The 13,228-nt window shown below is 41.3% G+C and carries 7 protein-coding genes; 6 read left to right on the forward strand and 1 reads right to left on the reverse strand.

Translation table 11 applies throughout. The features are described 5' to 3' along the window. Positions 1-32 precede the first annotated feature (32 nt). The 5 genes from F6K23_RS25800 to F6K23_RS25820 all read left to right on the forward strand — a co-directional run bounded on the left by F6K23_RS25800 (position 33) and on the right by F6K23_RS25820 (position 11,854). Positions 33-848 (forward strand): PEP-CTERM sorting domain-containing protein, encoded by an 816-nt coding sequence (locus tag F6K23_RS25800; RefSeq protein ID WP_293161117.1) that lies wholly within the window; start codon positions 33-35, stop codon positions 846-848. Positions 849-1,127: 279 nt separating this feature from the next. Continuing rightward, complete coding sequence (locus F6K23_RS25805; RefSeq protein ID WP_293161119.1) at positions 1,128-2,423, forward strand: PEP-CTERM sorting domain-containing protein; 1,296 nt, start codon at positions 1,128-1,130, stop codon at positions 2,421-2,423. Positions 2,424-2,482: 59 nt separating this feature from the next. Further along, positions 2,483-3,415 carry a hypothetical protein gene (locus F6K23_RS25810; RefSeq protein ID WP_293161121.1) on the forward strand — a complete coding sequence of 311 codons (933 nt, stop codon included), beginning with the start codon at positions 2,483-2,485 and terminating at the stop codon, positions 3,413-3,415. Positions 3,416-3,835: 420 nt separating this feature from the next. Continuing rightward, positions 3,836-10,105, forward strand: coding sequence for a type I polyketide synthase (locus F6K23_RS25815; protein WP_293161122.1), 6,270 nt, complete (start codon positions 3,836-3,838; stop codon positions 10,103-10,105). Positions 10,106-10,144: 39 nt separating this feature from the next. After that, positions 10,145-11,854 (forward strand): PEP-CTERM sorting domain-containing protein, encoded by a 1,710-nt coding sequence (locus F6K23_RS25820; RefSeq protein WP_293161124.1) that lies wholly within the window; start codon positions 10,145-10,147, stop codon positions 11,852-11,854. Positions 11,855-12,158: 304 nt separating this feature from the next. Here the strand turns inward: F6K23_RS25820 and F6K23_RS25825 are convergent, their stop codons facing one another. Beyond that, the gene (locus F6K23_RS25825; protein WP_293161126.1) at positions 12,159-12,551 is read right to left on the reverse strand and encodes a hypothetical protein; all 393 of its coding nucleotides are present in this window, start codon (positions 12,549-12,551) and stop codon (positions 12,159-12,161) included. Positions 12,552-12,742: 191 nt separating this feature from the next. On the opposite strand from F6K23_RS25825, the gene F6K23_RS25830 reads away from it, so the two are divergent. Further along, the gene (locus tag F6K23_RS25830; RefSeq protein WP_293161128.1) at positions 12,743-13,162 is read left to right on the forward strand and encodes a thioesterase family protein; all 420 of its coding nucleotides are present in this window, start codon (positions 12,743-12,745) and stop codon (positions 13,160-13,162) included. The last annotated feature ends 66 nt before the right edge of the window (positions 13,163-13,228 follow it).

A 13,228-nucleotide genomic window follows, 5' to 3' on the forward strand; every position in this document is an offset into this window, starting at 1 on the left:
TTCATCAAATCAAATTTACAGGAGTATTATAGGTGAATATTTTTAAATCATCAAGATTCGTAACTCGTAGTCTAATTGGAGCTTTGGGATTAAGTGCGATCGCTCTTTTTGGTGTCATAGATCCTGCAGCAGCAGAACCAGATTGTGGCCCCGGGGTTGGTTGGGTTAATAATTGTGAGGCTGGAACCGATCGTTTTTCAAACAGTTGGATCAATATTCACTTGTGGTGGGATATTCCAGCACTGGAGGGAATAGTTGGCGATCTGCCCGATGATTTCCCAATGGAAGACTGGATTATGTTCAAAGGTCCTGTATTGGTAGAGCGAGAAGCAGGAAACAATAATATGATCGAAACTACTCTATCCCATACACTCTCTGGAAATCATGACTTTTTAGGGCCACTTACTCTGGAGACAACAGGAACGGGTAAAATTACAGAGATAGAGCCTGGTCTTGCCGATAGCTTCTTTGATGTTGAATTCAAACTTAATGATATGTTCGGAGGCAGCACCACGATCAAAGCAGATCGTCTATTGACAGGTGTATCTCCAGACGATCCCAGTTTACCTCCAGGAGTTTTTCCTAACCCTCCTAACAACATATGTGATAGTACTAATTCAGTCGATGCTGTAATTATCTATTGTAATATGGAGAATGATCCGAGCGATCTATTTTATCTTGGCGCTGATGGATTGTTAGGAACTGCAGATGACGTTCTGGTAGGTACTATACATCGTGAAGAACACATAATTCATGATCCCATTCCTGAACCTTCCATGGTACTAGCATCCATTTTCGGACTGGGTGCCATGTTGGGATTGAAGAGAAAGAAAGAATCTGACAGCTAAGTAGATAGGAAAAGTTCTGTAGGTTTGGTTAAGTAATAAATGCAACCCAACATCCTAATCCTTAGCAATGTTGGGTTTCCTGCGGTCAACCCAACCTACTTCTACTACGGTTGGCCTCCCCGATGGGCGTTATCAAGTCTATCAAGAAAGTTTATTGTTACCTGGTTGGTATTAAGTGCTACTAGGTGAGGCGACAAAACCTCTTTCTGGCCTGAGCTAGGAAGAAAAAAAGCTCCTCACAGGAGCTTCATCAAATCAAGTTTACAGGAGTATTATAAAGTGAATATTTTTAAATCATCAAAGTTTGTTATTGGAATTATCACAGTTTTAGTGACAACAGGAGCACATGCGGCAACGTTTCCGCTGACATCTGAACCATTAGATGGATTAGTACTAGAAACGACTGTATTTGATGTTGTTGATGGAAACATAGTTGCTGAAGTTACCCTTGATGGGAACCGTGTTGGTCAGTTAGATGGACTGGAATGGGAGATTCTGGAAGGTACAGCATCTATCAATGAGGATAAATTCAATAACCTTGCACTGTTCAAACCTGTTGGAACTACGACTGTTATTGCTCGACCACGTTTGGGTAGTATTATTGGAGAACCTACAATCGTGGGAATAGATCCAAATATCATACCATCTGACGAGAGCATTTTCTTAGCTGCTGGAGGAGGGTTATGTATAGCCAACCCGAATCATTTCGCTGCTTTTGCATTAAACGTGGATGTGCGCTCGTTAACCATAGCAAATGCAATACCCATATCCCTCACTGAGAGATCGCTAGTCTATCGTGACGGAGAGTACTATGCACATGATCCGGTAGCTGGGACTATGAGAATAACTTACAATCCGAATTTTGAATCTCATACTACCATAACATCTACATCTGCTGATCCTCTAAATGATTTCTTCGCTTCTGCTACTGCTGAAAGTGAATTTTTCTTTAATATCGAGTTCCTTGATTTCGGAGTCACCGTCTTTAATAAGGACCCAATGGTTTTTCTTGACAACAGTACAGAATGGCCTGTATTCGGAACAAATCTTGATCACCAGGCTCCAGTCGAATTTTATTTTTCAGATAATCCTGAAACTCTTTTCATGACTATCGAAAACCAGAATATGTATCTTTATCCTACAAGTGAATTAAGAGTAACAAATACTGAATGGATGATTGACGAAACTGGAATGCTTACTTCGTCTTGGCTTATAGAAAATTTAATTGATGTCGAAGGAGTATTGCAATGGTTCTTGATCGGTGACGATGGCACTCCTTTATCACCAAGCTCTGGTAGTTTAACTATTGAAGCTGAAGGCAATGGTACTGTCGAGTTCAATTCACAACTGTCGCCATCTATGCTGACTCAAACCCTGAGTTTAGGTGTCGTCAGCCTAAAGGGACCGAGGATGTCGGGATCGAGCACTGTTGATTTCCGTTTCACTTATAGCGTTCCCGAACCCACCTCTATCCTGAGCTTCCTTGCCCTCGGCACTCTAGGAACAGCTTTAACCCTTAAACGCAAACTTAAGTCTTTTAAATCCACAGAAAGAAAGAATTTAACAGCTAAGTAAATAGCAAATTGATTATCTTAGTGCATTACGGCAAAACTTTTCATTGGGTTTCAACTATTATGACCAAATCTATCCTTTACCAAAGCAAACGATTAGCTGGACTACGCCGCTTTGCCATAGCAATTACCTTCCTCAATATTCTAGGACATACCGTATTAGGATTTGAACAATCTTGGGCGCAACCAATAGTTGCTCTAGTAACCGCTTACAGTGTCGAACTCCTACTAGAAACTATTGATGCTAGGATAAATCGACAGCAACCCCGTTTTCTCGGCAGTTTCAGCAATTTTATCGACTTTCTGCTTTCTGCTCATATTACTGCTTTAGCTGTGGCAATGCTGCTGTATGCTAATGAGCGATTATTCCCTATCGCCTTTGCAACCGCTGTCGCTATTGGCTCAAAAGCAATTTTTCGCCTTCCTGAAGGAAAACGACATTTCTTCAACCCTTCTAACTTTGGTATTACCATTACCTTGCTGTTGTTTCCTTGGGTAGGTATTGCTCCCCCCTATCAATTTACAGAAAATTTAAGCGGTTGGGCAGATTGGATTTTACCTGCACTGATTGTTTGTACCGGGACTTTTCTCAATGCTCGCTTTACCAGAAAACTGCCATTGATTGCAGGATGGCTGGGAGCTTTTGTCCTTCAAGCAGCATTGAGGAGTTATGTTTTTGAAACGCCTTTGATACCTGCCTTACTGCCAATGACAGGAGTTGCTTTTGTCCTCTTCACCTTTTATATGGTGACCGATCCAGGTACAACCCCGAGAAAACCTTTAGACCAAGTGTTTTTTGGAGCATCAGTCGCTGCTGTTTATGGCTTGTTAATGGTCTGTCATATTGTATTTGGACTGTTCTTTGCTCTGACAATTGTTTGTACTTTGAGAGGGTTGAATTTTTATACTCAGACTTGGATTAATCAGATGTCCAGAACTAAGATTCTTGTACCAGCACCAATCGCAGTGAGTTATCAAAAATCTAGCCAAAGTTAACCACTATGACTGATAACTTATAATAAATTTTTTGTTTGTAGTTGGGCTTTAGCCCAAACAATACTTATATGAGGGCTAAAGCCCAACTACGAGCATGATTATAACTTTTCCGAACATAATATTACATTGGCTTTTGTCGCATTTGGTAAAAAACTAGCTCTATTGCACAAATCAGAAGGATAAATAATTATTCGTTCATCGTCAAAATTATTCCCTCTCCTAACAATCTGTGGAAAACAAAAAAAATGAATAGTGAGTAACAAATAGAGATCTCCAATAATAAAAAATCAAATCAATTATCGTAGATAAATCATCAATTATTTACCCCCTACTCTTTACGGACGTTGCATACAACGTCCCTACTCCCTCTTTTCCGGAGAGGTCTAATAACAAATAAATACAAAAAAGAGAGATTTAATTATGAAACCTGCTATTGCTATTGTCGGAATGGCTTGTCGGTATCCAGATGCGCGATCGCCTGTCGAACTCTGGGAGAATGTTTTGGCACAACGTCGTGCTTTTCGACGCATTCCAACTGAAAGATTATCTTTAGATGATTATTTCTCTACCGATAAAAGTACTCCTGATTGCACCTATGGAGCAGAAGCTGCTCTGATTGAAGGTTACGAATTCGACCGCGTTGATTTTCGTGTAGTCGGTAGTACTTTTCGTTCGGCTGATTTAGTTCACTGGTTGGCATTAGATATTGCTGCCCAAGCTTTAGCTGATGCTGGATTTGCTGAAGGAGAAAATTTACCCCGCGAAACTACAGGAGTTTTACTGGGAAATACCCTCACTGGAGAATTTTCGAGAGCTAATTCTTTACGTTTGCGTTGGCCTTATGTGCGCCGAGTTGTGGAAACGCAACTCATACAGCAGGGAATCTCCTTAGAAGAACGTCTTGCCTTCCTCAAAGATTTAGAAAGCAAATATAAAGAACCTTTCCCAGAGATTGGTGAAGAATCTTTAGCCGGGAATTTGTCTAATACTATAGCAGGCCGAATCTGTAATCATTTTGACCTCAAAGGGGGAGGTTATAGCATTGATGGAGCTTGTAGTTCTTCCTTACTAGCTGTTGCTAATGCCTGTTCTGCTTTAATGACAGAAGATTTAGATGTGGCGATCGCTGGTGGAGTAGATTTAAGTTTAGACCCCTTCGAGTTAGTGGGATTCGCTAAAGTAGGAGCATTAGCTACCCAAGAAATGCGGGTCTATGATGCTCGTTCTGCTGGTTTTATTCCTGGGGAAGGCTGTGGGTTTGTCGTATTAATGCGCTACGGAGATGCAATAGTACAGCAGCGACGTATTTACGGTGTCATTCGTGGTTGGGGTATCTCTTCTGATGGCAATGGTGGCATTACCCGGCCCGAAGTTGAAGGTCAGTTATTGGCAATTAAACGTGCCTATCGTCGAGCAGGGTTTGGCATTGATACATTAGGATATTTTGAGGGACACGGTACTGGTACTAGCGTTGGTGATGCTACAGAACTGCAAGTATTGTCTCGTGCCCGTTTGGCAGCAGAGGCAGCATTGTCTCCTGCTGCAATTAGTTCTATTAAGGCAAATATTGGTCATACAAAAGCTGCGGCCGGAATAGCAGGAATAATCAAAGCTACCATGGCACTCCACACTCAAATACTTCCGCCGACTACTGGTTGTGACCAACCCCATCCCTCACTGCAGGTTGAAAACTCGCCCCTGAAAGTCCTGAAAGAGGGTCAAGCTTGGTCAGAAGATGTACCTCTGCGGGCTGGGGTAAGTGCAATGGGTTTTGGTGGTATTAATACTCATATTGTCCTAGAAGGAAACTCTAGCATTCGTCGTCACAAGCTAACACCTAAAGAACGCCAACTTATAACGACACCTCAAGATGCCGAACTCATTTTACTAGCAGCCAAAAATACGGAAGAGTTAGAGCAAAAAGTTAAGCATCTTTTAGAAATAGCTCCCAGATTATCAAGAGCTGAAGTAGGAGATTTAGCTGCGGAATTAGCAAGCAACTTAGATATTAGTTTACCTGTACGCGCTGCTATTGTTGCTAGTCATCCCCAAGAGTTCACCACTCACTTAGAAACTCTCCTCAATAAAATTCAAAATTCACAATTCAAAATTCACAATTCATCGGGTGTCTTTTTAGGGATAGATGGAAAAAATCCACGAATTGGTTTTCTTTTCCCTGGACAAGCTTCTCCTGTGTATCTTAATGCTGGGGTGTGGTCTCGTCGTTTTCCGTTCTTACAAGAATTATATGCCAAGGCTAATTTACCAACAGTAGAAGATACGAAGTCAACAGCGATCGCTCAACCAGCAATTGTCACCTCATCTACGGTAGGTTTACGAGTATTAAACCAACTGGGTATCGTCGCTGATGTTGCTGTCGGTCACAGTTTAGGAGAATTAAGTGCTTTACACTGGGCTGGAATTTTCGATGAAACTGCCTTAGTTCGCATTGCCAAGATGCGCGGTAAAATTATGGCGGAACTGAGCAACCCTACAGGGAAAATGGCGAGTATTGGTGCAGGGGAACAAGAAGTTAAAGCACTGCTGAATGGTCGAGTAGTTGCTATAGCTGGATTGAATTCACCTTATCAAACAATTGTCTCAGGGGAACCAATAGGAATCAGTAACATAGTAGCAAAAGCACAAGCTAAAGGATTGAAAAACTTTACTTTACCAGTGTCTCATGCTTTCCACTCGCCTCTAGTTGCTGCAGTAGCACCACCTTTAGCTGATTATCTCGCACAGGAAGATTTTCATCCGTTACAAGGTAAGGTGGTCTCAACCATTACAGGTACTTATTTAGAAGAAACAGCCGATTTACGATCGCTTTTGGTGCAACAAGTAACTTTACCTGTGCAGTTTATGGAAGCTGTTACTACAGCAGCTAAAGACTTAGATTTATTTATTGAAGTCGGTCCGGGACAAATTTTAAGTAGGTTAGTCAGCGATCTGGTAGATGTTCCTACAATATCCTTAGATGCGAGTGGTAATTCTCTTAAAGGTTTATTAAAAGCGGCAGCGGCAGCTTTTACTTTGGGAGTTCCCATTAACCATCAAGCTTTATTTGCGGGACGTTTTACCCGACCATTTAATTTAGATTGGCAGCCTCAATTTTTCGTTAATCCCTGTGAGTTAGCCCCTGTTTCTCAGTCAACAGGTAACAGGCAACAGGCAACAGGCAACAGGCAACAGGCAACAGGCAACAGGCAACAGGGAAATACTAACACCTCTAGTTATGACCGTTTCGAGTATAACAAAAGTAGGCAACAGGCAACAGGCAACAGGCAACAGGGAAATATTAACACCTCTAGTTATGACCGTTTGGAGTATAACAGTCGAGCAGAAATAGATAATCCTCAGCAATTAAATGTTATTAATAGCTCTTCTAAAATTGACTGTGTTCGCCAACTTGTTGCTCAACGAACAGAACTTCCTGTTGCCAGTATTTTAGATAACCATCGACTATTGAGCGATTTGCATCTCAATTCCATAACCGTCAGTCAATTAGTAGTTGAAGCTGCCCGCAGTTTAAATTTATCTCCTCCCATAGCACCAACAGATTATGCAGATGCCACAGTTGCTGACATTGCCCAAGCATTAGAAGAACTTTCTAGTATTGGTGAAACTCACTCTGTTGAGCAACTGCCTTCAGGAGTAGATTCCTGGATACGGACATTTACTGTTGAGTTGGTAGAGTCGCCTTTAGAAGTCAAAAGTCAAAAGCGAGTGTGTAATTCTGAGGTCTCCTCAGAATGTAAGACACACTCAAGACAGTCAAAAGTAAAAATTAAAGACATTGATTCTAATTGGCAAGTTATTGCTCCTGCTAACTACCCTTTAAATCTTCTATTATCAGAAGCATTTAGTCAACTTGAAGGTAATGGTGTTATCATTTGTCTTCCTCCAACATTAAATATTCAGGACTTACGCACCGGCACTAAATCAAGTGAGGGCGAATGCCATTCGCCCCTACAGATGGCGTTTTCAAGGTTAATTTGCGTAAGTCCTGATATTGAAGAACAAATTGAGCTTTTATTAACAGGAGCTAAAAATTTATTAGCTAAAGCAGAAGAGGAAAAATCAAAGCAACATAGTTTTATCTTAATACAACATGGTAGTGGTGGAGCGTCCTTTGCTCGGACATTCTATCTAGAAAACCCCAAGATTACAACTTGTGTAATTGATGTTCCCATAGATCATCCTCAAGCAGTTGAGTGGATTATTACTGAAGCCTCTTCAACCTCTGGGTATTCTGAATCCTATTATGATGTTGAAGGAAAAAGGCGATCGCCTGTTCTCCGTTTGTTACCTATTCCTTCAGAGGAAAACGACGAATTAACCCTAACTTCAGAAGATATCTTATTAGTTACAGGGGGTGGTAAGGGAATTGCTGCCGAATGTGCTTTATCTATCGCTCAAGAAACAGGAGTTCGTCTAGCATTGTTAGGACGTTCTCAACTCGAAACTGATGCCGAACTAGCAACTAATCTCAACCGGATGACTAATGCTGGTATTCAGGTGAAATACTTATCAGTGGATGTTACCGATAGTCAAGCAGTGAAAAGTGCAGTAAACCAAATCGAAACAGATTGGGGTCACATCACCGCTATTATCCACGGTGCGGGAGTCAATAAACCGAAACTAATTAAAAATCTCGATCGCCAAGACTGCTTAGATACTTTAGCACCTAAAGTTCATGGTCTGCAAAACCTATTCGCAGCAATTAATTCCGAGTATCTGAGACTATCAGTTACTTTTGGTTCAATTATTGCCCGGACGGGTTTACCAGGAGAAGCAGATTACGCTCTCGCTAACGAATGGCTCGCTCATCTGACAGAACAATTCCAAACCCAAAACCCCCTCTGTCGCTGTCTGAATTTAGATTGGTCAGTTTGGTCTGGTGCAGGTATGGGAGAACGTTTAGGTCGAATCGATACTTTGATGCAACAAGGGATTACAGCAATTCCCCCAGATCGAGGAATTACTATTCTGCGTCGTCTGATAGCTCAATCGTTACCAACCACTTCTGTTGTTGTAACAGGTCGCTTTGGAGAACCTCCCACCCTCAAAGTTGAACAGCCGGAACTTCCTTTCAGTCGGTTCCTGGAACAAACTAGAGTCTATTATCCTGGAGTAGAGTTAGTAGTAGATGCAGAACTCTCAACAAGCAGTGACCTTTACCTAGACGATCACGTTTACCAAGGAGAACGAATTTTTCCTGGGGTGATAGGGCTGGAAGCTATGGCGCAGGTAGCAACGGCATTACATCCTTTAATGAGTGTGGATAAAGCCTGTGTTCAACCTTCTGAGTCAGATATCTATCCCCCCCAACCCCCCTTAGTAAGGGAAGATAAAAAATCATTCAGATTTGAAAACATTCAGTTTAATCGACCAGTTGTTGTTCCTGAAGGTGAAACACTAAAAATCCGTCTTGCTGCTTTAGTCCAAGAGTCGGGCAAAGTGGAAGTGGTACTGCGGAGTGAGCAAACAGCATTTAGCGTCGATCATTTCCGAGCAACCGTAATTCAGTCAACAGTTAACAGTCAAAAATCAACTGTTTTAAATCAAAATATTAAATCTGAAAGCTACAATAGTCTCGATCCGAAGAAAGATTTATATGGTGAATTACTGTTCCATCAAGGTCGTTTTCAACGGATACAAGGTTATCGTCATCTGAAAGCAACCGAATGTCTTGCCGAGATTAAAACCGATGCTGCAACTCCCTGGTTTAGTCGCTATCTCCCCCAAGATTTAATATTAGGAGATGCGGGGGCGAGAGATGCTGCCATTCATGCTTTACAAGCTTGTGTTCCTCATGCCACGATTTTGCCCATTGGAGTAGAAAGCATGATAATTCATTCTGTGAATTCAGCAGGAAATCAGTTTGTCTCAGCAAAAGAACGTCAGCATATTGGCGATCGCTATATTTATGATTTGACCATCTTTGATGAAACGGGAATAATTTTAGAACAGTGGAAAAGCCTGGAATTACAAGTGATTCAGCATCGAGATACTCAAGAGTCTTGGAATGCTGTATTACTGCCTACTTATCTAGAACGTCGCATTCAGGAAGTTATCCCTGATGCAGATTTAACTATTGTGGTGGATCGAGATGCAACGGTTGAAAAAAGGGTAAGGAGCGATCGTAACCTGTTGAGAATTCAGAATTTCCTAGGTCATGCTCCGCAAACAGAACTCAGAATCCAGAATTTATATCGTCGCCCTGATGGGAAACCGGAATTGGGCAATGGGCAGGCGGTATCTGTTTCCCATGCGGGAGATTTAACCCTAGTTGTAGCTGGAACTGAAGGTTGTGATGTAGAACCTGTGGTAGCCAAGAATGAGCTAGTTTGGGGCGATTTATTGGGTGTGAGGCGGTTGGACTTAGCCAAGGTTGTCGCCCAGGAGACAGGGCAAGGGTTGGATGTAACAGCAACTCAGATTTGGTGTGCCAGTGAGTGTCTCAAGAAAGCGGGAATAGTGCCGGATGCTCCTTTGTTGTTAATGAACAATTCTTCCCTATCTCCAAATGAAATAGTTTGGCTGGAGTCTGGGGAAAAGGCGATCGCTACTTTTGTTATCTCGGTGCAGGAGGTTGAGCAACCATTAGTTTTTGCTGTGTTGATAAGTAAGGAGGAGGGAGATCGAGTTTTGGAAGAAGTGCGATCGCTTGATTGTCAAGGTGTTTAGTTTTTCAAGTTCAAAAGTATAGTTCCCAGGAGTAAAAAAATGATTGTTCAAAAACAAAAGCAGTACAGTATAGTTTATGATTCTGTTTTCAAGGGGCGTTTTCTAATAGCCTTTGGTGTTGCCACAGTAACCTCTTTACTATCGGCTTCACCTGTACGCTCAATTCCCAGTCTTAATCCGCATCCTCATATTTTGGTTGGTTTTGAAGACCCAGCTAACGGAGGAGGCGGTGTAAATCATCATCATTGGAATCCACTTTTTCCACTTTATCCAGGTAATGGACAACCTAATGATGAAACGAATAATTCTCCTTTGGCTTCTGTAGGCGATTCATTCGTTAATATTTCATTTGATGCTTATTCAGCATGGGATCAAAGAGGAAATCAAGCACTGTATCGTAACGGTGATACTATCCAGAACTTTGGGCACGGGTTTATTCGTCAATATGTTCCATATAGCTTTGCACCAGAAGTTCCAGCACTAGCAAGAACAGATTTTAACAATGCCATGACTCGTTGGGAACAGGAAGTGGCAGCTTTATTTGCGATAGATGCCTTTGGTGCAGGAACAGGTCGTGAATTAGGATTCAATTTTGAGGAGAGTGGGAGTTCTACTTCTTTCCCTGATTTGATAGCAGAAGATCTAAACTTTAATGGTATGCTTGATCCAGGAGAGGATACCAACGGTAACGGGGCTTTGGATGGCTTTGTTGTAACTTGGCAAGAAACGCCTGGTAATCGTGCTGCTTGGTTTCCTAATAGTCAGAGAATGGTATTTGATGATCCTATGCAGAGCATGCAAACAAGCTGGTTTTTTGGAGGAGCTGGAGAAATTCCTGCTAACGAAGACACTAACAACAATGGGATGCTTGATCCTGGAGAGGATCTTAATGGTAATGGAATAATTAATGCAGTTACTGATTTTTTTACCATTGCTATGCATGAGATAGGACACATCATTGGTCTCAATCATATCAATACAGGAGTGGCAGGAGAACTGATGCGATCAGATATTGACAATGAAGCCACACCAGGAACATCTGGAGGAATGGGAGTTCGGACTCCTGACATTGGTTCGGTTTTTGGAGCCTTAGCTTTGTATACACAGCCCATATCTAAAGACTTTGGCGATGCACCTAATAGCTATAAAACCTTGCTCGCATCTGATGGTCCCCGCTATGACGAAGGAGAATTACAAAGACTTGGGTCTTTGTGGGATGCTGAAGGTGATGGACAGCCTACAGTCAAAGCAGATGGGGATGATCGGAGTATATTGGGGGGATTCCCTGAAGCATTAGATGATGAAGATGGTGTCATCTTTGGAGATAGTTGGGTAGATGTCACTTTCAATATTACTCGTCCTCCACAAAGTCAATATAATCTTCGTGCTTGGTGGGATCTTAATAAAAATGGAATGTTCGATCATACAAGTGAATTGATTATTGATGACAGACTAGGACTGACATCAGGGACTATAACAAAACGTTATGACAAGAATAATACATTTGGAAAACTAAACTTTGATCCACGTGATTTTTATAGTCGTTTCCGTTTAACTTTTGATCCTATTGGGGACGTGAAGCCTTTTGGAGAAGTATTTTCAAGAGATTGTCCCGATATCAACAATCCAGTTGATTGTATATCTCATGGAGAAGTTGAAGACTATGCACCAGTACCCGAACCCAGTTCAATCTTAGGACTCTTCGCCATCGCTGGACTCGGATTAACCAGACTTCGCAAGAAACGCTAATAAACTGTTAAGGTGGGCAATGCCCACCCTACAACTGAAAACCACTCGGAGCAATACTTACATATTTGGCTTGTTCAATACACTGAGGGATAGCTTATTCCATAATACGAAGATTTTCCTCAATAGGATACACTCCTTCAGAAGTTTAAGATATCAACAGCAAAAAAACAAAACAAGTCTAAAAGTATTTTTAATATATACAGAATTTGAAGCATTTATCTGGATTATTGCCATAGCAGATGGAAAACGAAAACCTGATTACTTGAAAAAGCGGAAATTAGACTAATAACTGTTACATTATAAATTAGGTGATTTTTTGAGCTACATCTGCTAAATAATCAAAATGTTTCCCATATTTCATAATAATTGAAAATGAACCTTGATAATCAATAAGTCCCGTCATAACTGCCTTTGCAGCTCCAATTTCTTTATTAAGAAATTGCTCCCAATTTTCCTCTGGTGCTGAAAAAACAGGTAAACTTTCATCAATAGTTTCTATCACATCTACCTCACTAATATCTCCTTGTTCATCCCAATTTAAACAAACAGAAATCTTTATGCCATCAGTTAAACAAAAAATCACCTTACCCAATTTTTTTAACTTATGTTTAAATTCTGATTGCTCATTCCATGCTTGCTGATATAATAACCACCAATCTCTTGAAAAACGAATTATATTTGATGTATCCTGAGTCATCAATAAAACCCTCTCATTTAACGAAGTCAGAAGTCAGAAGTCAGAAGTCAGAAGTTAACCCACCCCTAACCCCTCCCAGGAGGGGAAGTAGCGGATTTTATCCCCGCTCCAACTTAATTGATTATATGATAGCAGGTGTAACTTTGGTCATTATCAACTAATCTTATCAAGACAGAAAAGTTTTAAAAGCCATGAAAACTTATGAATATCAACACATAGTCAGCTTTGAAGAAACCAACCTCGTTGGCAATGTTTACTACGCTAACTATGTTCGTTGGCAAGGTCGTTGTCGTGAAATGTTCTTGCGGGATAATGCTCCTGAAGTGTTGGCCGAACTTTCACAGGGTCTAGCCTTGGCTACTGTCAGCGTTTCCTGCGAATACTACTCGGAACTTTTCGCTTTTGATCGAGTCGCAATTCGGATGCGCTTAAAATCAGTAACACAAAATAGAATCACTATGCTGTTTGAATACTGGCGAATTACCGACAAAGGTGAAGAAATGGTTGCTAAAGGAGAACAGCAGACAGCTAGCATGAGGCGAGAGGGAGAAAAAACTGTACCAACTCCTATTCCTGCTGCTATCAAGGAAGCATTAGAACTGTATAAATAGCAGTCAGCAGTCAGCGGTTAGCGGTCAGCATTAGGAATTTTTTACGTTCAGGAGGGGATTTCGGCG

The organism is Okeania sp. SIO2C9, from assembly GCF_010672455.1.
In the GTDB taxonomy this organism is placed as follows: domain Bacteria; phylum Cyanobacteriota; class Cyanobacteriia; order Cyanobacteriales; family Microcoleaceae; genus Okeania.